This is a genomic window from Ottowia sp. (genome assembly GCF_016703145.1).
In the GTDB taxonomy this organism is placed as follows: Bacteria; Pseudomonadota; Gammaproteobacteria; order Burkholderiales; family Burkholderiaceae_C; genus Ottowia.
This window is the reverse complement of sequence record NZ_JADJCO010000003.1, coordinates 351,519-370,806: the sequence shown is the minus strand read 5'-3', so window position 1 is coordinate 370,806 and position 19,288 is coordinate 351,519. Positions and strand designations below refer to the sequence as shown.

At 66.7% G+C, this 19,288-nt stretch carries 17 protein-coding genes and 2 pseudogenes; 13 read left to right on the top strand and 6 right to left on the bottom strand.

Annotated elements, in window-relative coordinates:
- Nucleotides 1-83: 83 nt before the first annotated feature.
- Nucleotides 84-320 (top strand): annotated as a pseudogene (locus IPG65_RS05445) (restriction endonuclease subunit S); the annotation flags it as partial.
- Nucleotides 321-362: 42 nt separating this feature from the next.
- Here the strand turns inward: IPG65_RS05445 and IPG65_RS05440 are convergent.
- Entirely contained in the window at nt 363-500 is a 138-nt protein-coding gene (locus IPG65_RS05440) for a hypothetical protein (protein ID WP_293190101.1), read from the bottom strand.
- A 7-nt stretch (nt 501-507) separates the two neighbouring features.
- A complete protein-coding gene (locus IPG65_RS05435) occupies nt 508-1,275 on the bottom strand; it encodes an IS30 family transposase (RefSeq protein ID WP_293188241.1) in 768 nt (255 codons plus the stop codon).
- 123 nt (nt 1,276-1,398) lie between these two features.
- Here IPG65_RS05435 and IPG65_RS05430 point away from each other — a divergent pair, with 123 nt between their 5' ends.
- The 9 genes and pseudogenes from IPG65_RS05430 (at nt 1,399) to IPG65_RS05395 (ending at nt 13,981) form a co-directional block, all read left to right on the top strand.
- Complete coding sequence (locus IPG65_RS05430) at nt 1,399-2,013, top strand: restriction endonuclease subunit S (protein WP_293188240.1); 615 nt, start codon at nt 1,399-1,401, stop codon at nt 2,011-2,013.
- A 251-nt stretch (nt 2,014-2,264) separates the two neighbouring features.
- Complete coding sequence (locus IPG65_RS05425) at nt 2,265-3,278, top strand: TIR domain-containing protein (RefSeq protein WP_293188239.1); 1,014 nt, start codon at nt 2,265-2,267, stop codon at nt 3,276-3,278.
- Nucleotides 3,279-3,661: 383 nt separating this feature from the next.
- Complete coding sequence (locus tag IPG65_RS05420) at nt 3,662-4,036, top strand: Fic/DOC family N-terminal domain-containing protein (protein ID WP_293188238.1); 375 nt, start codon at nt 3,662-3,664, stop codon at nt 4,034-4,036.
- A gap of 15 nt (nt 4,037-4,051) precedes the next feature.
- Nucleotides 4,052-5,200, top strand: coding sequence for a Fic family protein (locus tag IPG65_RS05415; RefSeq protein WP_293188237.1), 1,149 nt, complete (start codon nt 4,052-4,054; stop codon nt 5,198-5,200).
- Between the two features lie 4 nt (nt 5,201-5,204).
- Nucleotides 5,205-8,489, top strand: coding sequence for a type I restriction endonuclease subunit R (locus IPG65_RS05410; RefSeq protein ID WP_293188236.1), 3,285 nt, complete (start codon nt 5,205-5,207; stop codon nt 8,487-8,489).
- Nucleotides 8,490-8,590: 101 nt separating this feature from the next.
- The gene (locus IPG65_RS05405) at nt 8,591-10,366 is read left to right on the top strand and encodes a TonB-dependent receptor (protein ID WP_366932123.1); all 1,776 of its coding nucleotides are present in this window, start codon (nt 8,591-8,593) and stop codon (nt 10,364-10,366) included.
- Nucleotides 10,276-10,707: a TonB-dependent receptor gene (locus tag IPG65_RS19310; RefSeq protein ID WP_366932122.1), complete on the top strand. Its 432-nt coding sequence runs from the start codon at nt 10,276-10,278 to the stop codon at nt 10,705-10,707. The genes IPG65_RS05405 and IPG65_RS19310 overlap by 91 nt, the downstream gene beginning before the upstream one ends.
- 71 nt (nt 10,708-10,778) lie before the next feature.
- Nucleotides 10,779-12,338, top strand: a complete 1,560-nt coding sequence (locus tag IPG65_RS05400; protein ID WP_293188235.1) for a polyamine aminopropyltransferase — start codon at nt 10,779-10,781, stop codon at nt 12,336-12,338.
- Nucleotides 12,317-13,981: pseudogene (locus IPG65_RS05395) on the top strand (FAD-dependent oxidoreductase). The gene IPG65_RS05400 and the pseudogene IPG65_RS05395 overlap by 22 nt, the downstream one beginning before the upstream one ends.
- A gap of 112 nt (nt 13,982-14,093) precedes the next feature.
- Here the strand turns inward: IPG65_RS05395 and IPG65_RS05390 are convergent.
- On the bottom strand, nt 14,094-14,951 hold the full coding sequence (locus tag IPG65_RS05390; protein WP_293189956.1) for a ferritin-like domain-containing protein: 858 nt from the start codon (nt 14,949-14,951) through the stop codon (nt 14,094-14,096).
- Between the two features lie 370 nt (nt 14,952-15,321).
- A complete protein-coding gene (locus tag IPG65_RS05385) occupies nt 15,322-15,945 on the bottom strand; it encodes a glutathione S-transferase N-terminal domain-containing protein (protein WP_293188234.1) in 624 nt (207 codons plus the stop codon).
- 136 nt (nt 15,946-16,081) lie between these two features.
- Between IPG65_RS05385 and purB the strand changes: the two genes are divergently transcribed.
- The 3 genes from purB (at nt 16,082) to tsaA (ending at nt 18,644) form a co-directional block, all read left to right on the top strand.
- The gene (purB, locus tag IPG65_RS05380) at nt 16,082-17,488 is read left to right on the top strand and encodes an adenylosuccinate lyase (protein ID WP_293188233.1); all 1,407 of its coding nucleotides are present in this window, start codon (nt 16,082-16,084) and stop codon (nt 17,486-17,488) included.
- Between the two features lie 86 nt (nt 17,489-17,574).
- The gene (locus IPG65_RS05375) at nt 17,575-18,135 is read left to right on the top strand and encodes a YaeQ family protein (RefSeq protein ID WP_293188232.1); all 561 of its coding nucleotides are present in this window, start codon (nt 17,575-17,577) and stop codon (nt 18,133-18,135) included.
- A gap of 8 nt (nt 18,136-18,143) precedes the next feature.
- The gene (gene tsaA / locus IPG65_RS05370; protein ID WP_293188231.1) at nt 18,144-18,644 is read left to right on the top strand and encodes a tRNA (N6-threonylcarbamoyladenosine(37)-N6)-methyltransferase TrmO; all 501 of its coding nucleotides are present in this window, start codon (nt 18,144-18,146) and stop codon (nt 18,642-18,644) included.
- A gap of 10 nt (nt 18,645-18,654) precedes the next feature.
- Here tsaA and IPG65_RS05365 read toward each other — a convergent pair whose 3' ends face one another.
- Together IPG65_RS05365 and IPG65_RS05360 are read right to left on the bottom strand one after the other, a co-directional pair.
- Complete coding sequence (locus IPG65_RS05365; protein WP_293188230.1) at nt 18,655-18,867, bottom strand: molybdopterin-binding protein; 213 nt, start codon at nt 18,865-18,867, stop codon at nt 18,655-18,657.
- A gap of 48 nt (nt 18,868-18,915) precedes the next feature.
- Nucleotides 18,916-19,251, bottom strand: a complete 336-nt coding sequence (locus IPG65_RS05360; RefSeq protein ID WP_293188229.1) for a DUF2007 domain-containing protein — start codon at nt 19,249-19,251, stop codon at nt 18,916-18,918.
- Nucleotides 19,252-19,288: the final 37 nt, after the last annotated feature.

The following is a 19,288-nucleotide window of genomic DNA, read 5'->3' as shown; positions in this document are numbered from 1 at the left end:
GACAGGCTCGGGGCTCCGCGCAACCAATTCTGAACAAGTCAGCGTTTGGTCAGATTTTCTTTGAAGCGCCCCGCCTTGAAGTGCAGCGCGAGGTTTCCGCGGCATTACGTCCGCTTGACGACCGCATCACCCTCCTACGCGAAGCCAACGCCACGCTCGAAGCCATCGCCCAGGCGCTCTTCAAGTCGTGGTTCGTCGATTTCGACCCCGTGAGTGCCAAGATGCAAGGCCGCGCCCCCGAAGGCATGGACGAGGCCACGGCGGCGCTGTTTCCGGATGGGTTCGAGGCGTCGGAGTTAGGGGAGGTACCAAGAGGGTGGGCCTATTGCAGGGCGGTTTCAAGACCGAAGCGCAACACGTGGTTATTGAGCGAGAACTGGAGCCTGCTGAGCCATGGCCAGCAGGTGGAAGACGGCCAGCGGGGTGTTGAAGCCATGGGTTGCGCGAGGTCTGCTGTTCAAGCTGTCGGCGATGGCGTCCAGTTCGTCCTGGCTGTGCACGCTCAGGTCAGTGCCCTGGGCAGGTACTGGCGCAGCAGCCCGTTGGTGTTCTCGCAGGTGCCGCGCTGCCAGGGGCGTGGGGGTCGCAAAGTAGACCTGCGCCTGGCGGCGGCCAGTGCCGGTGGTAGCTCATCTCCTTGCCCTGGTCGTAGGTGAAGCTCTTGCGCATCGGATCGGCAATCGCGTTGAGCTTGGCCGTGAAACCGGCCAGCGCCGAGCTGGCCGTGGCATCGTCCATCTTGGCCAGCAGCACCAGGCGGCTGGAGCGCTCCACCAGCACGCCCACGGAGGACTTGTTGCCCGCCCCTTGATGAAGTCGCCTTCCCAGTGGCCGGGCATCCGCGATCCTCGATCTCGGGTGGGCGCAGTGGATGCTGACCATCTCGGGGATCTGGCCACGCCGGTCGGTGCCACGGCTGCGCGGCAACCGTGTGCCACGGCCCTGGCGCAGGCAGGCGATGAGCTGGCGGCGCAGTTCGCCCCGAGGCTGGGCGTAGATGGCGGTGTAGATGGTTTCGTGGGACACGTGGCGCGCGGCCTCGTTGGGAAAGGTGCGCTTGAGGGTAGCGGCAATCTGCTGGGGCGACCACTTCCAGTCCAACAGGGTCATCACCAGGCTCCAGGACAGGCTGTCAGAAGACAGTTTGGCAAGAGGGCGGGCAGCACGCCGGCGCCTGGCAGGACGCTGTGCGCGGTGCGAGCCGTAGGCCGCGTCAGCGCCCGTGTTGCGCGCCAGCTCGCGGCTGATCGTCGATGGCGATCGCCCCAGCGCCATCGCGCGCTTTGCCCTTGCTGGCGCATGCTCGCGATCGTCATGCGGTCTTCGGGTTGGAGTTGTTCGTATCGGGAGGCGGATGGCATGTGAACACCTTACCGCAGGGGGTGTTGCACTTCGGATTTGAGGCCGCCCAGTCTAAAAGAGGTATGCGCGATTTCTGATTCCAAGCGTGTTCCTCTATCAAGTGCTGAACGCGCCAAGCGTCGTGGCATATATCCATACTACGGTGCGGCGGCCCTGATGGATTACGTTGATGGCTATCTTTTCGATGGCATCTTTCTTTTGGCAGGAGAGGACGGATCGGTTGCGGATGAGCAGGGCTTTCCAATCATGCAATATGTTTGGGGAAAGTTCTGGGTAAATAACCATGCACACATTATTCAAGGGAAGGCGGGAGTATCTACAGAGCATTTGATGCTTGCATTGCAGCGCACGAATATTCAGCCTTACATCACGGGCGCAGTCCAAGCGAAGCTGAGTCAATCCAATATGTGGCGGATCAAATTTCTGAACCCAGGAAATGATGTGTCCGAAGCCTTCGCAGCACACATTTCGCCACTTTATGAAACCGTGCGTGCCAATGAAGAACAAGTCCAAACTCTCACTATCCTCCGCGATACTCTGCTCCCCCGTCTGATCTCCGGCCAGCTTCGCGTACCCGAGGCGTTGACCGAAGCGGGCGTCAACACCCTGCAAGAGGAGGGGTGTCGCATCCCAGACTCTCATGGCCAATGAATCCAGTGCCATATGTCCAGTCAATGCGGCAATCGGTTTCATCCAATTGCACTGTTATCTCCGGCAGGAATCGACCCATTGTAGCCATCTGGCATTTGGGCCTCATAGCAGCCTTTCTAGTTGCGGGAATCGGCAGATACTATGGAGCCAAATACGAAAGAACATCGTGCATCATCCGGCCTGGGCTTACAGTGGCTGCCTATGCGGGCCGAATTGCGCCTTCCGTGCAAAAAATTTAGGCATCGAAAAGTATGAACCGTACAGTCGAATTTGAGATCGCTCTTTCATTCGCCGGAGAAGACAGAGTTTACGTCGATCAAGTCGCAAATTTGCTGCGAGACTCAGGCGTCAAGGTCTTCTACGATCTATTTGAAGAATCAAACCTCTGGGGGAAGAACCTCTACGAATACTTATCTGACGTCTATCAAAATAAGGCGCTGTACACGATCATGTTCATTTCAGAGCACTACGCGCGCAAGCTGTGGACAAATCACGAACGTCAGGCCATGCAAGCGCGCGCGTTTCAGGAACATCAGGAGTACATACTTCCAACAAGGTTCGACGACACGCCGATTCCCGGTGTTCTATCAACCGTGGGATACATCTCCCTAACTGGACGATCTCCTCAAGAGTTCGTCAAGGTAGTTCAGACGAAGCTGGTGAACAGCGGACGCACTATTCCTTCGGAGTCGATACGACGCGCCATGTTTTCAGTGGAAAATGCACCTCGTATTGACCCGGTTCATGCGAGAGTTTCCGTCATCTCTTCAAGTGGCTCACCCGTAGCAGGAGCATCGGTTACTGCCATCGCCGACAACGGCACCACGAAGAATGCGGTCACCCCCGCAGACGGCGTGGCCGCTGTGTCCATACCGACGCGCCGTCTCTATCAACTGCTTGTTGCTCATCCTAAATATCCAGGTGCGGTCATTAAATCGTGGGATCCTGGCACTGATATAACCGTTACAGTTTTCGATTCAGAGAACACAGGTTCGATCATCTGCCATAGCACCGGGCATATTCCTGGGCTGGAGGGGCGTCTAAATCCGATACTAGATACTCATAATCGCATGTACCTCTACGCCGACAATATCGCAATTAACGGCGGCGTCCAACAGCCGTCGACTTTTGAAGTCGATGTACCGTTTGAACTGGAAGACGCAAATGGTGTTTTTATGCAGATCCGGGTCCTGCACATTCAAGGCAGAACCTCACTACTCCAGTATGCCTTTGCACGTCACGTTGACGGCGAGCACAGAAGTTGAGCGACTCCTCTCGACAACTGTCCGCTCTTGGCCGATGCCAGTCGCGGATCAGGAGACCGAGCTGTGCGGATGTATGAGTTGACTTTCCAGCGGCTCATGCAAAAACTCTTTCAACACTCAGGCTTTTGTTGCTATTTAAAGAATAGCTGCTTGCGCTTGATGGGTAGGCGCTAGAGCCAGATTTCATTGGTAACTTGGCGCGATACACCGGCCATCCGTCCCCTATGCTTGAAAAGGCGCTTTGCATGTATGCCGCACCGTACATGTATAAAAAATGGCGTTTCCTATACACATGCTGGCTACCATGTATAGAAAACCGGCTTTTCTATACGCATCCCAGCCCGCCGTAGGCCCGCCATGCCCCTGCTCACCCGCTCGAACAGATGGACGCCGCCCGCTTTGACACGCCCGCCATCCTCAAGAAGTTGGCCAGCAGCAGCCGCAGGCTGGCGGAACTCAAGGGCATTGCGGCGTCCATTCCCAACCAGGGCATCCTGATCAGCACCCTGGGCCTGCAGGAGGCCAAGGACAGCTCGGAGATCGAGAACATCGTCACCACGCACGATGAGCGGTTCAAGGACGATGTGCTGCCGGAGGTGTTTGCCAACCCCGCCGCCAAGGAGGTGCTGCGCTACCGCCAGGCGCTGCGGGTGGGGTTTGGGCAGGTGCGTGCCTGCGGGCTGCTGACAGCCATGAAAGCAGTTTTTCATCCACGGTCATCATTAAAGAATGCTTTAATCGCCCTGCACTCGGTTTAAAGCATCTTTCATCCCATGCGCAGCACCGGCACCACCATCACCTCCACCACGCTGGGCGAGCCGGTGCGGGCGTTCGTGCCGCACCCGCTGCCGCCCGCTGATCCGCCGCTGGCGCCCGAATCCTTCGCCGCTGCTAACCATGCCGCCGAGATGGCGCTGGCGCGGCTGGCTGGCGTGGCGGGGCTGGTGCCGTCAGTGGATTGGCTCTTGTACAGCGCCATTCGCAAAGAGGCGTTGCTCACCTCGCAGATCGAGGGCACGCAGGCCACGCTGGTGGATCTGTTCGACGAGGAGGCCGGTTTCACGGTCAGCAACACCGACGACGTGGAGGAGGTGACCAACTACCTGCGCGCCTTCCGGCTGGTGCAGGACAGCCTGCGCGAGCCGGCGGGCCTGCCCATCAGCGTGCGCCTGCTGTGCGACGCGCACCGCCTGCTGCTCGATGGCGTGCGGGGCCAGGGCAAGCAGCCGGGCGAGCTGCGCCGTTCGCAGAACTGGATTGGCGGCACGCGGCCCGGCAACGCGGTGTTCGTGCCGCCGCCGCCCGAGCGGGTGCCTGATTTGCTGGCCGGCCTGGAGCGCTTCATCCATGACGGCGAGGCCCAGCCCCTGCCGCCGTTGGTGAAGACGGCGCTGATCCACGTGCAGTTCGAGACGATCCACCCGTTTCTGGACGGCAATGGCCGCATGGGCCGCCTGCTGATCGCCGCACTGCTGGAGCACTGGGGCTTGCTGCCCGAGCCGCTGATGTATGTGAGCGGCTATTTGAAGCAGCACCAGAAGGAGTATTACCGCCGCCTGTCCAACGTCCGCACCGAGGGCGATTGGGAGGGCTGGGTGGCGTTCTTCCTGGAGGGCGTGGCGCTGGCCGCGCAAGAGGCCGAGCGCAACATCGTGGCCGTGGCCGCCCTGCTGGCGCAAGACCGCCGCCGCCTGCTGGCGTCGCCCAGGGGAGGCATGGCCAGCTATCGCCTGCTGGAGTTGCTGCCGATGATGCCGCGCTTCACCATCGAGCAGGTACGCCAGAAGCTTGACTCCAGTTTTCCGACCGCTAGTGCGGCGGTGAAGGTGCTGGCGGACTTGGGCATCGTCTCTGAGCTGACCGGCCAGAAGACCCACCGCAGTTACAGCTATGTGGCGTATATCGCGTTGCTGGCAGGATGAGCCCATGACTGAAGACCAACTCGAACAAGAAACCCTGGCCTGGCTGGCCGATGTGGGCTATGCGGTGCACCCGGGCCTTGCCATCGCCCCCGATGGCGCCAACCCCCAGCGCACCGACTACCGCCAGGTGGTGCTGGCCCCGTGCCTGCGCGAGGCCATCGGGCGCCTGAACCCCGGCGTTCCCACCGCCGCCCGCGAAGACGCCTTGCAGCAGGTGCTGAGCCTGGGCATCCCGGCCCAGCTCTCGGCCAACCGCGCCTTCCACAAGCTGCTGGTGGGCGGCGTGCCGGTGCAGTACCAGCGCGATGGCGAGACGGTGGGCGACTTCGTGCGCCTGATCGACTGGCAGGATGCGGCGCGCAATGAGTTCTGGGTCGTCAACCAATCCACCGTCAAGGGGCCGCACCACACGCGGCGGCCCGACGTGGTGCTGTTCGTCAACGGCCTGCCGCTGGTGCTGCTGGAGCTGAAGAACCCCGCCGACGAGCACGCCGACATCTGGCGCGCCTACGACCAGATCCAGACGTACAAGGCGCAGATTCCCGACCTGTTCCAGTACAACGAGCTGCTGGTGGTCTCGGACGGCTCCGAGGCGCGCATGGGGTCGCTCTCGGCCAACACCGAACGGTACCTGCAGTGGCGCACCATCGATGGCGCCACCCTCGACCCGCTGGGCCAGTTCAACGAGCTGGAAACCCTGGTGCGCGGCGCGCTGGCGCCGCGCTACCTGCTGGACTACCTGCGCTGCTTCGTGCTGTTCGAGGACGATGGCCAACTGGTCAAGAAGGTGGCGGGCTACCACCAGTTCCACGCGGTGCGCGCGGCCATCGGGCACGTGGTGGCGGCCTCGCGCCCCGGCAGCCCGGCCGGCATCCAGGGCAAGGGCGGCGTGGTGTGGCACACGCAGGGCAGCGGCAAGAGCATCACCATGACCTGCTTCGCGGCGCGCGTGATGCAGGAGCCCGCGATGGAGAACCCCACCATCGTGGTCATCACCGACCGCAACGACCTCGATGGGCAGTTGTTCGGCGTGTTCAGCCTGGCGCAGGACTTGTTGCGCGAGCAGCCCGTGCAGGCCGCCACGCGGCAGGCGCTGCGGCAGTTGCTGGCCAACCGGCCCTCGGGCGGCATCATCTTTGCCACCATCCAGAAGTTCATGCCGGGCGAGGACGAGGACATGTTCCCCGTGCTGTCCGAGCGCCGCAACATCGTGGTGATCGCCGACGAGGCGCACCGCACGCAGTACGGCTTCGAGGCCAGGCTCAAGACGCGCAAGGTGGGTTGTTTGAAGCCAAATCAGCCTCCAGCCCTTGCTGATAAAGCGCAGGAAGCTAGCAAAAGCATAGTGATCGGCGACGCAGGCAGCAGCGCGGTGCTTGCCGAGTTCGAACCGCCCGAATACAAGACCACCTACCAGGTCGGCTACGCCCAGCATCTGCGCGATGCCTTGCCTCACGCCACCTTCGTGGCCTTCACCGGCACGCCGGTCAGCAGCACCGACCGCGACACCCGCGCCGTGTTCGGCGACTACATCCATGTCTATGACATGCGGCAGGCCAAGGAAGACGGCGCCACGGTGGCCATCTACTACGAGAGTCGCCTCGCCAAGCTCAAACTGAAAGAGGCCGACCTTTCCCTGCTGGACGAGGAGGTGGACGAACTGGCCGAGGACGAGGAAGAGGGCGCCCAGGCTCGGCTCAAGTCCCGCTGGGCCGCGCTGGAAAAGATCGTGGGTGCCGAACCCCGCGTGGCCAGCGTGGCGGCCGACCTGGTGGCGCACTTCGAGCAGCGCAACCAGGCCAACATGTCGGATGGTTTCGGCGGCAAGGCCATGGTGGTGACCATGAGCCGCGACATCTGCGTGCACCTCTACGACGAGATCACCCGGCTGCGCCCCGGCTGGCACAGCGACGACCCGGAGCAGGGCGCCATCAAGGTCATCATGACCGGCGCTGCCTCCGACAAGGCCCTGCTGCGCCCGCACATCCACGGCGCCCAGGTGAAGAAGCGCCTGGAAAAGCGCTTCAAGGATCCCGCCGACCCGCTCAAGCTGGTCATCGTGCGCGACATGTGGCTCACCGGCTTCGACGCCCCCTGCGCCCACACCATGTATGTCGACAAGCCCATGAAGGGCCACAACCTGATGCAGGCCATCGCCCGCGTGAACCGCGTGTTCCGCGACAAGCAGGGCGGCCTGGTGGTGGACTACATCGGCATCGGCAACGAGCTGAAGGCCGCGATGAAGGAATACACGGCCAGCCAGGGCCGTGGAAGGCCCACGGTGGACGCGCACGAAGCGCTGGCCGTGCTGCTGGAAAAGCGCGACGTGCTGCACGCCATGCTGCATGGCTTCGACTGGTCGGGCTTCAAGGCGGGCGGCCACAAGACGCTGGCGGGCGCCGCCAACCACGTGCTGGGCCTGTCCAGCGGCGCCAGGGACAAGGACGGCCATGTGCTGCGCGATGGCAAGAAGCGCTTTGCCGACGCCGCCCTGGCGATGGGCCAGGCCTTCACCCTGTGCTGCACGCTGGACGAGGCCCAGGCGGTGCGCGACGAGGTGGCCTTTCTGCAAGCCATGAAGGTCATCCTGACCAAGCGCGACACCAGCCAGCGGAAGAAGACCGACGAGGCGCGCGATGCCGCCATCCGCCAGATCATCAACCAGGCCGTGGTCAGCGAATCGGTGGTGGACATCTTCGACGCCGTGGGCCTGGACAAGCCCAACATCGGCCTGCTGGACGACGAGTTCCTGGCCCAGGTGCGAAGCCTGCCCGAACGCAACCTGGCGGTGGAACTGCTGGACCGCCTGCTCGAAGGCGAGATCAAGGCCCGGTTCGCCACCAACATCGTGCAGCAGCGCAAGTTCTCCGACATGCTCACCGGCGTCATCACCCGCTACCAGAACCGCAGCATCGAGACGGCGCAGGTGATGGAAGAACTGGTCGAGATGGCCCGCAAGTTCCGCGACGCGGCCCGCCGGGGCGAGCAACTGGGCCTGACGGAGGACGAGGTGCGCTTCTACGACGCGCTGGCGGCCAACGAATCGGCCGTGCGCGAACTCACCGACGAGACGCTGAAGAAGATCGCCCACGAACTGACCGAGAACCTGCGCCAGAACATCACCGTCGATTGGAGCCGCCGCGAGAGCGTGCGCGCCAGCCTGCGGCTGATGGTCAAGCGCATCCTGCGCAAGTACAAGTACCCGCCGGACATGGCGGACAGCGCGGTGGAACTGGTGCTGCAGCAGGCCGAGGCGCTGGGTGCGGAGTGGGCATCGCCAGCGCAATGAAGGGGAGACGCCTGACCCGCAGTGGACACAAGATTATCAAATAAGAATGATTCGCGTTTCCATTACAATCCCTCGCATCTCACTTCTTCAGGATGCGGACGATGGACAACAACGACGAGAGGGAGGGCCCGGCCCGCGCGCACAGGCGCTCGGCGGTGGCGCTGGCGGCCGTGCTGGCGTGCCAGGCGTGGAGCCTGCCCGCAGGCGCCCAGACGACGGAGGAAGTCGCCACCATGCCCACCGTGGAGGTGACCAGCACGCAGCACGACCCCGACGACGTGCGCCCCGAAGGGGTGACCACCGCCACCAAGACCTACATGGCGCCCAAGGACATCCCGCAGACCATCGACACGCTGGAAGTCAACAAGTACAAGAGCTACGGCATCAATGACCTGTCGGTCATGCTCGACGGCGTGCCGGGCGTGAACACCAACTACGACATGCGCGGCGAGGGCGTCCTGATCCGGGGCTTCGGCTCCGACTCGAACGACATCTACCGCGACGGCGTGCGCGAATCCGGCCAGGTGCGCCGCAGCACGGCCAACGTGGAGCGCATCGAGATCCTGAAGGGACCCGCCTCGGTGCTGTACGGCCGCGGCGCCGGCGGCGGCGTGATCAACCTGGTCAGCAAGCAGGCGCGCTTCGACGCCAAGAGCAGCGTCACCTTGCGCGGCGGCTCGTGGGACAACTACGGCGGCACGCTGGACATCAACCAGGTCATCAACCCCAACGTGGTCGTGCGCCTGACGGCCGACCGCGAGCAGGCGCACAGCTTCCGCCGCGGCATCCGCAACAAGAACGAGATGATCTCGCCCAGCATCCTGGTGGACACGCGCACGGGCCTGCGCTGGACCGCGCAGTACACCTGGGACAACGTGTGGCGCGTGCCCGACCGCGGCCCGGCCTACGACCAGTTGCCCGCCGGCATCTCCATCCGCGAGAGCTTCTCGCACCCCGACAACACCGTCGAGGACCGCCTGCGCGTGCTGCGCTCGGACCTGTCGTACGACTTCAATGCCGCCTGGAGCCTGCGCTGGGTGGCCAGCCAGCGCGAGGCCAGCCAGGACTTCGACCATTTCTTCGGCGGCACCTACAGCGCCGCCACCGGCCTGATCAAGCCCGGCTACGCCTGGCAGCAGACCAGCAACAAGACCCTGAGCAACACGCTGGACCTGACCGGCAAGTTCAAGACCGGCGATGTCCAGCACGACCTGCTCGTGGGGCTGGAGATCAGCCAGGAAAAGCGCCACCCCCGCATCGGCACGCCGGCCACCACCTTCACCTACGACCCGCGGCTGCCTATCGCCTGGCCGCCCCTGCCGGTGCAAGGCACGCCCAACCAGCACAACCTGCACAAGGGCAGCGCGCAGGCGCTGTACGTGCAGGACCTGATCAGCCTCACGCCGCAGTGGAAGGTGCTGGCCGGGCTGCGCTACGACAGCTACGACTTCCGCAGCACCAACCTGCTCACCAGCGCCACCCGCGACACCAGCGGCAACGCCGTGAGCCCGCGCATCGGCGTCGTCTGGCAGCCCGTGCGCGAGCACAGCTTCTACGCCTCGTGGAACAAGAGCTTCTCGCCCTACGGTGGGCGCGGCTTCCTCGGCGTGGACACCGGCGCCGGCGCCGTGCTGGACGAGGAGCCGCAGTATTCACGCCAGTTCGAGGTCGGCGTCAAGAGCGACTGGTTCGACGGCGCGCTGTCCACCCAGCTCTCGGTCTACCAGTTGGAGCACTTCAACATCCGCTACCGGCCCGACCCCGACAACGACCCGTCACCTGGGCCGTGCGCGGCAAGGAGCGCTCGCGCGGCATCGAGTTCAGCGCGTCGGGGCGCCTGGCGCCGTCGTGGTATGTGCGCGGCGGCGTGGGCCTGATGAGCGCCAAGGCGGTCGAGGACAGGGGAACGCCCGCCAACCAGGGCAACTACCTGCCGAACTCAGCCAAGCGCAACGGCAGCCTGTTCGTGCGTTACGCGCCGTCCGGCCCGTGGTACGCCGAGATCGGCGTGACCCACACCAGCGCGCGCTGGACCAACGCCGCCAACACCGCGCGCCTGCCGGGCTACACGCGCTGGGACGCGCTGGTCGGCTGGCGCGCCGCGCCGTGGACGGTCACCCTGGCGGTGTCGAACCTGCTGGACAAGGAATACTGGCGCTCCAGCGCCATGCCGGGCGCGCCGCGCAGCTTTCTGCTGAGCGCCAACTACCAGTTCTGAGTTCCGGCGCGGCGCCCTGGGCGCGGGCGCCGCCGCCCGGAAGGGGCGCACCGCTCCCGCACAATAGCGCCGTGACCGCGGCCTCCCCTCCCGCCCCTCCCCGCGCCGGCCCCCGCCCCATCGACATCGCGCTGCTCGCCAGCGTCTTCGTCGTGGCCGCGTGCGGGCTGCTGTACGAGCTGGCGGCCGGCGCGCTGGCGTCGTACGTGCTGGGCGACTCGGTGCTGCAGTTCTCCACCGTCATCGGCACCTACCTGTTCGCCATGGGCGTGGGCTCGTGGCTGTCGCGCTACATCGACCGCCAGTTGCCCGCGCATTTTCTGCGCATAGAACTGCTCGTGGCCCTTGTGGGTGGGGCGCTGCCAGCTACGCTTTTCGTGGCTAACGCCTACGTGCCCGGCGCCTTCCGCGTGCTGCTGTACGGCCTGGTGCTGCTGGTGGGCACGCTGGTGGGGCTGGAGATCCCGCTGGTCATGCGCATCCTCAAGCGCAACGTGGCGCTGAAGGACCTGGTGAGCCAGGTGCTCACCTTCGACTACCTGGGCGCGCTGGCGGTGTCGCTGGCCTTTCCGCTGCTGTTGGTGCCGCACCTGGGGCTGATCCGCACCGGGCTGGTGTTCGGGCTGATGAACGCCGCCGTGGCGGTGTGGGCGCTGTGGCTGTTCCGCGGCGAGCTGCGGCGCTTCGGCGCGCATGCGCTGGCCTGCGCGCTGGTGCTGGCGGCGCTGGTCGCGGGGCTGTTCGGGGCCGAGCAGCTCACGCGCTTCGCCGAGGACAAGTTCTACCAGGACCGCATCGTGCTCGGCAGCGCCTCGCCCTACCAGCGCATCGTGGTCACCCACGGCCGCGCCGGGCACCGGCTGTACCTCAACGGCAACCTGCAGTTCGCCGAGCGCGACGAATACCGCTACCACGAGGCCCTGGTGCACCCCGCGATGGCCGCGCACGGCCACCCGCGCCGCGTGGCCGTGCTGGGCGGCGGCGACGGCATGGCGGTGCGCGAGGTGCTCAGGCACCCCAGCGTCGAATCCATCACCCTGGTCGAGCTGGACCCGGAGATGACGCGCCTGTTCGGCACGCACCCCACGCTGCGCGCGCTCAACGCCGACGCGCTGGCCTCGCCCCGGCTCACCATCGTGAACACCGACGCCTTCCAGTGGCTGCAGCAGGGCGACGAGCGGGGCGACGACCCCTTCGACGTGATCGTGGTCGATTTCCCCGACCCCACCAACTTCGCCATCGGCAAGCTCTACACCCACAGCTTCTACGCCCTGCTCGGCCGGCGCCTGGCCGCCAGCGGCTACGCCGTGGTGCAGACCACCTCGCCGCTGGTGGCGCGCCAGAGCTTCTGGAGCGTCGTCACCAGCATCGAGGCCGCCGGCCTGCGCACCGCGCCCTACCACGCCCACGTGCCCAGCTTCGGCGAATGGGGCTTCGTCATCGCCAGCCGCCGCCCCTGGCGCCTGCCGGACGCGCTGCCGCCGGGGCTGCGCTACCTGACGCCGGCCACGCTGCCGCTGCTGTTCGACTTCCCGGCCGACATGGCGCGCGTGCCGGCCCAGGTCAACCGGCTGTCCAACCAGGTGCTGGTGCACACCTACGAGACCGAATGGGGGCAGGTGCAGCCATGAGCACGCCGAGCGCCGGCCCGCGGCGCCGCGCCTGGCTGGCCGCCGGTGCCGGCGCGCTGCTGGCGGCGGGCTGCTCGCGCGAGGCCATGCAGGCCATCGAGGGCGGCTACACGGGCATCGCCCACGAGCGCGGCCACCTGCTGCGCCAGCCCTGGCCCGATCGGGCACCCGACGCCACGCGCCGCGTGCACACCGTGATCGCCGGCGGCGGCATCGCCGGGCTGGCGGCGGCGCGGGCGCTGCGGCTGGCCGGGCACGAGGACTTCGCCGTGCTGGAGCTGGAGGACACCGCCGGCGGCAATAGCCGGGGGACGCAGGTCGGCGGCATCGACTGCCCGATGGGCGCGCACTACCTGCCCGTGCCCGGCGACGACGCGCGCGCGGTGCAGGACCTGCTGGAGGAGCTGGGCCTGCGCCGGCGCGTGGCCGGCCGCTGGCAGATCGATGAGCGCCACCTGTGCCACAGCCCGCAGGAGCGCCTGTTTTTCGACGGCCACTGGCAGGACGGCCTGCTGCCCGTGCAGGGCGTGGGCGCGGGCACGCTGGCGCAGTACCGGCGCTTCGCCCGGGCCGTGGCGCGCGCGCAAGCGCGGGCGCTACGCCGTTCCAATACAAAAATCGTCGTTTGCCGGCGTGCAGCTTGCGCAGGACGCTATTACTTTCAAAGCGTGGCTGCGGGCCGAGGGCCTGGATGACGCGCACCTGCTCTGGTACCTGGACTACTGCTGCCGCGACGACTACGGCGCCGGCATCGCCACCGTGTCGGCCTGGGCCGGCCTGCACTACTTCGCCAGCCGGCACGGCTTTCACGCCCCCGGCGACGCGCCCGGCATGGGCGGCGAGGCGTCCGCCGTATTCACCTGGCCGCAGGGCAACGGCTGGATCGGCGCGCGGCTGGCGGCGCCGCTGGGCGATCGGCTGCGCACCGGGCGCGTCGTCGGGCGCATCGCGCACGGGCGCCACGGCGTCGCCGTCGATGCGATCGACGTCGCCAACGGCCGGCTGGAGCGCTGGCAGGCCCCGCAGGCCATCGTCGCCTTGCCCGCGCTGGCCGCCGCGCGCGTGGTGCAGCCCGCGCCCGAGGCGCTGCGCCAGCGCGCCGCCACGATCCGCACCGCGCCTGGCTGGTGGCCAACCTGCGCCTGCGCGTGCCGCTGGACGACCGGCCCGGCGCCGCGCCGAGCTGGGACAACGTGCTGTACGGCGGCGCCGGCCTGGGCTACGTCGATGCACGGCACCAGAGCCTGCGCCCCGTGCCCGGCCCCACGGTGCTGACCTACTACCGCGCGCTGGGCGACGAGCCGGGCGGGCGCGAGCGCTTGCTGCAGGCGCCGTGGACGGCGTGGCGCGACGCCATCGTGGCCGAGCTGGCCGCCGCCCACCCCGACCTGGCCGGCAAGACCCAGCGCATCGAGCTGGTGCGCTACGGCCATGCCATGGCCGTGCCCGTGCCCGGAAATTTGAGCCAAATCAGCCTCTGGCCCGCATCAGTATTGTGCCGACTGCTATTAAACAAGGAGCATCCGGCGCTCGTCTTCGAGGCCGCGCCGCGCCTGGCCTTCGCCCACGCGGACTGGTCGGGCTACTCGGTGTTCGAGGAGGCCTTCACCCTCGGCCACGCCGCCGGGATGGCCTTCGCGTGAGCGCTGGTCCAGAGGGTCGCCCTGATCGGCGACAAGAACCCGGCATAGCGCCGCATGCTGGAGGAAAGCCTCGACGACGAGCCGAGGAGCCGAAGACCTGGCTGACGCCTTCTCAGGCCGTGGCCGGCTGCGCGCCGCCGGACGTGCGCACCGACAACTCCTTGCGGTAGCGGTTGAGGTCCTGCGCGGTCTTGAAGCCGCGCTCCAGCAGCAGGCTGAGGTTGTGCAGGATGCGCTCGACCACCTTGGTCTCCCAGCCGGCGTCGAACTTGATCTGCTTGTCCAGCCATTCCTCCAGCCACTCGGGGTCGGGCAGGCGGCTCTGCACCGTGTCGCGCGGGAACTGCGCCTTGCTCACGTGCAGGTTGGTCGGGTGCAGCGCTTGCGCCGTGCGGCGCGCGCTGGCCATCAGCACGCCCACCTTGGCGAAGGCCGTGCGCGCGTCGTCGCCGAAGTTGGCGATGGCCCGCTTCATGTAGCGCAGATAGGCGCCGCCATGGCGCGCCTCGTCGTGGCTGAGCGTGGTGTAGATGTGGCGGATCACCGGCTCGGTGTGCCATTCGGCCGCGCAGCGGTACCAGTGGTTGAGGCGGATCTCGCCGCAGAAGTGCAGCATCAGCGTCTCCAGCGCCGGCGCGGGGTCGAACTGGAAGCGCACCGCGTGCAGCTCCTCCTCGGTCGGCACCAGGTCGGGGCGAAAGCGCCGCAGGTACTCCATCAGCACCAGCGAGTGCTTCTGCTCCTCGAAGAACCAGATCGACATGAAGGCGGAGAAGTCCGAGTCCTCCTGGTTGTCGCGCAGGAACATCTCGGTGGCCGGCAGCGCCGACCACTCGGTGATGGCGTTCATCTTGATGGTTTGCGCCTGCTCGTCGCTGAGCTGGCTGGCGTCGAAACTGTCCCAAGGAATGTCCTTGCCCATGTTCCAGCGCACGGCTTCGAGCTGCTTGAAAAGTTCGGGGTAGAGCATGGTCATGGGGGAAGTTCCTCTCGGACGCGAAGTGGTTGTGCTGGTGCCCGGCATTCTAGGCGCTGGGTGGTGTGCAATCCGTCACGCGGGCTTCACAGTACTTTACGCATCGTGGCGACGCGAACCGGAACTTTGGACGAAGATGCGCCCTCTCAATGCACGTGATGAGTGGGACCCAAGCCCATTGACTCCTTGACGCTGCCAAGCCTGCCGGCTTCGCGCCGATTGAAAACCTGAAGCGTACTTCCTCCTCCCTCCCTCCTCCTCCTTCGCTTCAGGCCGCTTCGGCAGCTTTTTTATTCAGACCGCGCCGCCCGGGCCTCGTGCCCCGGCGGCGCGGTCGCTTTGAGGCAGGAAGAGAGCGTCCGGCTCAGGCGACGGGCACGGTGTCCGCGAAGCTCGGGCGCTGCGTCAGCCGCGCGTCCAGCAGTTGCGCCAGGTTGGCGTGGCGCGCGCGCCAGTCCAAATCGGGGAAGCGGAAGTCCAGGTAGCCCAGCGCGCAGCCGACGGCGATGTCGGCCAGGGTCAGGTGGATGCCGGCCGAGCACCAGGCCTTGTCGCCCAGGCCGCTGCTCATCGCGGCCAGCGCATCGTCCACCTTGCGCATCTGGCGCTCGATCCAGGCGGCGCTGCGCTCGCCCTCGGCGCGGCCGGGCCAGGTGCGCTCCAGGCGCGCCAGGATGGCGGCGTCCAGCAGGCCGTCGGCCAGCGCCTCCCAGGTCTTGACTTCCACCCGGTGGCGGCCGGCCGGCGGGATCAGCTTGCCCACGGGCGAGAGCGTGTCCAGGTGCTCGACGATCACGCGCGAGTCGAACACCGCGTCCTGCCCGTCCACGATCAGGCAGGGCACCTTGCCCAGCGGGTTGGCGCTGCCGATGGTGGTGCCTTCGGCCCAGACGTTCTCGGTGACGAACTGGCAGTCCAGCTTCTTCTCGGCCAGGACGACGCGCACCTTGCGCACGTAGGGGCTGGCCGGGGAGCCGATCAATTTCATGGACATGGAAACTACCGCTGGCTGGTGGACGGGTGGCCGATGGGCACCGTCATTTTAGTGCGCCGCCTCACGAGTGCCGACGAATCCGCGCGCGAACCGGCCGATGCGCGGGGGAGCCGGCTTCTACAATCCAGCGATGGATCTGAGCCCCCTTTCCGCCCTTTCGCCCCTGGACGGCCGCTACGCCGCCAAGCTCGCCGCCCTGCGCCCGCACCTCAGCGAGCTGGGCTACATGCGCTACCGCGTGCAGGTGGAGCTGACCTGGTTCACCGCCTTGTCGGACGCGGGTTTCGCCGAATTCAAGCCCCTGTCCGGCGAAGCGCGCGCTTACCTCGCCGGGCTGTTGAGCGACTTCTCCGAGGCTGACGGCCAGGCCATCAAGGACATCGAGAAGACCACCAACCATGACGTGAAGGCGGTCGAGTACTGGATCAAGTCCAGGTTCGAGGGCCGCCCCGAGCTGCAGGCCGCCGGCGAGTTCGTGCACTTCGCCTGCACCAGCGAGGACATCAACAACACCAGCCACGCGCTGCAGCTCAAGGCCGGGCGCGACCAGGTGCTGCTGCCCGCGCTGGACGCGGTGCTGACCCGGCTGCGCGCGCTGGCGCACCAGCACGCCGACGTGCCCATGCTCAGTCGCACCCACGGCCAGACCGCCAGCCCCACCACCGTGGGCAAGGAGATCGCCAACGTCGCCGTGCGCCTGGCCGGCGCGCGCGGGCGCATCGCCAGCGTGCCGCTGATGGCCAAGATGAACGGTGCCGTGGGCAACTACAACGCCCACCTGTCGGCGTGGCCGGCTTTCGACTGGGAGGCTTTCAGCCGCCGGGTGATCGAGTCGCCCGAGCCTGAACCCGGTCACGGGTTCTCCGAACCCTTTGGCCTGGGCCTCGTCTTCCAGCCCTACAGCATCCAGATCGAGCCGCACGACTACATGGCCGAGTTGTTCGACGCCGTGGCGCGCGCCAACACCATCTGCATCGACCTGGCGCGCGACGTGTGGGGCTACATCTCCCTGGGCTACTTCAAGCAGAAGACCCGGGCGGGCGAGATCGGCTCCTCCACCATGCCGCACAAGGTCAACCCCATCGACTTCGAGAACGCCGAGGGCAACCTGGGCCTGGCCAACGCCGTGCTGCGCCACCTGAGCGAGAAGCTGCCCGTCAGCCGCTGGCAGCGCGACCTGACCGATTCCACCGTGCTGCGCAACATGGGCGTGGCCCTGGGTCATGCGGTGCTGGCCTACCAGTCGCTGCTCGCCGGCCTGAACAAGCTGGAGCTGAACGAGGCCGCCCTGACCGCCGACCTGGATGCGGCGTGGGAAGTGCTGGCCGAGCCGATCCAGACCGTGATGCGCCGCCACGGCGTGCCCGGTGCCTACGAGAAGCTCAAGGACGCCACGCGCGGGCAGGCCGTCACGCCCGAGGCGCTGCACGCCCTGATCCGCTCGCTGGACATCCCGCCGGCCGAGAAGGAGCGCCTGCTGGCTCTCACGCCCGCCGCCTACACCGGCATGGCGGCCGCCCTGGCGCGGCGGATCTGACCGCGCGGATTTCAAAAAAAATTGGCCAAGGGCCGGCGCGGATACTGCGCCGACAGCTATCAATAAAATAGTATCAACACCGCCCCATGGCCCTCAAATCCACCATCTTCAAGGCCGACCTGGCACTGGCCGACATCGACCACGCCTGCTACACCGACCTGCAGCTCACCCTGGCGCGCCACCCCAGCGAGACCGACGAACGCATGATGGTGCGCCTGGCCGCGCTGGCGCTCAACGCCCACCAGGTGCAGGCGATGTGCGGCGGCGACGGCCGCATCGGCTTCGGCGCCGGCCTGTCCAGCCCCGACGAGCCCGATGTGCTGCTGAGCGACTTCACCGGCCGTGCGCGCCTGTGGGTCGAAGTCGGCCAGCCCGACGACAAGCCCCTGGCCAAGGCTTGCTCCAAGGCCGACCAGGTCATCGTCTACGCCCACGGCCCGGCGGCCGAGGTGTGGTGGCGCGGCATCGCCGGCAAACTGGCTCGGCTGGACCGGCTGCAGGTGTGGCGCCTGCCCGCCGCCGACGTGCAGGCGCTGGCGCAGCTTGCCGAGCGCAGCATGCAGCTGCAGGCCACCGTGCAGGAAGGCGTGCTGACCCTGTCGGGCACGCGCGGCAGCGTGCCGACCGAGCCGCTGCGCTGGAAGTGAAGGGCGGCATGCCACCGCAAGCCGGAACCTCGGGCGGCATCGCCGTCCGCCCCATCGGCATCGTTCGCGGCCCGTTCCCCACGACGCAGGGCATGCCCATCCAAACCGTGGCCGCGGCGGACGTGGAAGGCGAGTTGGAGGTTTTCGAGGAGTTTGCCGCCGGATTGCGCGACATCGAGGGGTTCGACTACCTGATCGTGCTCACGCATCTGCATCTGGCGTCTGAAAAGCTGGAGGTCGTGCCCTTCATGGACACCCGAAGCCACGGCGTCTTTGCCACGCGCTCACCCGCCCGGCCCAACCGCCTGGGCCTGTCCATCGTGCGGCTGGCCAGCGTGCAAGGCCGCGTGCTGCGGTTCCTGGGCAACGACATGCTCGACGGCACGCCGGTGCTCGACATCAAGCCCTATGTGCCCGCCCTGGACGTGCGAGCCACCGAACGCATCGGCTGGTTCGCGCAGGGCTTGCAGCGCCTGCCCTCCACCCGCTCCGACGACCGGATGAAGTAGGCGCCCCCGGTCAGTCGTCCACGCCGATCATCACGGACGATGCCTTGATCACGCCGTACGCCCTGGCGCCTTCCTTCAAGCCCAGCGCCTCGGCGGAGTTGCTGGTGATGGTCGAGGTGATCTGCACGCCGGGCGAGATTTCCAGCGTCACCTCGGTGGACACGGGGCCGCGGACGATGGAAACGACCTTGCCAGGCAACACGTTGCGGGCACTGATTTTCATGATGAACTCCGATGGAAGCCGCGGCCAGGATGGCGGGATGGCGCGATCTTAAAGCGGCGGGTTGCCGCCCTCCCGCCAGGCGTCCGGCATCAGCGCGCCGCAGGCCCAGCATTGCTCGAAGCCGCCTTCGACCAGCTCGCCGCAGCCGCCGCAGACCCAGCGCCGCTGGGGCACGCGCGCCAGGTCCTGAAGCAGCGCGCGCGCCGCGCCCAGGTGCTCGTCATGGCGCAGCCAGATCTCGGGCAGGCACTGGTCGGGCGGCAGCTCGCCCGCCACGCTGGAGAGAAAGCGCCGCTCCACCGTGGCCGGGTAGCCGGCCTCGCACAGCAGGTCGGCCCAGAGCTGGGCGATGGCGGCGTTGGGAGCGTGCGTCAGGCGGCGCATCGGCGGATTTCAAGCCTTTTCGGGCTCTGGCCAGCGT

What these genes read in the sequence shown, in the direction of transcription:
- IPG65_RS05435 (WP_293188241.1), bottom strand. Translation starts at nt 1,275, where the DNA reads ATGGCGCTGGGGCGATCGCCATCGACGATCAGCCGCGAGCTGGCGCGC.
- IPG65_RS05410 (WP_293188236.1), top strand. Translation starts at nt 5,205, where the DNA reads ATGACTGAAGACCAACTCGAACAAGAAACCCTGGCCTGGCTGGCCGAT.
- IPG65_RS05385 (WP_293188234.1), bottom strand. Translation starts at nt 15,945, where the DNA reads ATGAAATTGATCGGCTCCCCGGCCAGCCCCTACGTGCGCAAGGTGCGC.
- IPG65_RS05420 (WP_293188238.1), top strand. Translation starts at nt 3,662, where the DNA reads ATGGACGCCGCCCGCTTTGACACGCCCGCCATCCTCAAGAAGTTGGCC.
- IPG65_RS05375 (WP_293188232.1), top strand. Translation starts at nt 17,575, where the DNA reads ATGGCCCTCAAATCCACCATCTTCAAGGCCGACCTGGCACTGGCCGAC.
- IPG65_RS05405 (WP_366932123.1), top strand. Translation starts at nt 8,591, where the DNA reads ATGGACAACAACGACGAGAGGGAGGGCCCGGCCCGCGCGCACAGGCGC.
- IPG65_RS05390 (WP_293189956.1), bottom strand. Translation starts at nt 14,951, where the DNA reads ATGCTCTACCCCGAACTTTTCAAGCAGCTCGAAGCCGTGCGCTGGAAC.
- tsaA (WP_293188231.1), top strand. Translation starts at nt 18,144, where the DNA reads ATGCCACCGCAAGCCGGAACCTCGGGCGGCATCGCCGTCCGCCCCATC.
- purB (WP_293188233.1), top strand. Translation starts at nt 16,082, where the DNA reads ATGGATCTGAGCCCCCTTTCCGCCCTTTCGCCCCTGGACGGCCGCTAC.
- IPG65_RS05415 (WP_293188237.1), top strand. Translation starts at nt 4,052, where the DNA reads ATGCGCAGCACCGGCACCACCATCACCTCCACCACGCTGGGCGAGCCG.
- IPG65_RS05365 (WP_293188230.1), bottom strand. Translation starts at nt 18,867, where the DNA reads ATGAAAATCAGTGCCCGCAACGTGTTGCCTGGCAAGGTCGTTTCCATC.
- IPG65_RS05360 (WP_293188229.1), bottom strand. Translation starts at nt 19,251, where the DNA reads ATGCGCCGCCTGACGCACGCTCCCAACGCCGCCATCGCCCAGCTCTGG.
- IPG65_RS05425 (WP_293188239.1), top strand. Translation starts at nt 2,265, where the DNA reads ATGAACCGTACAGTCGAATTTGAGATCGCTCTTTCATTCGCCGGAGAA.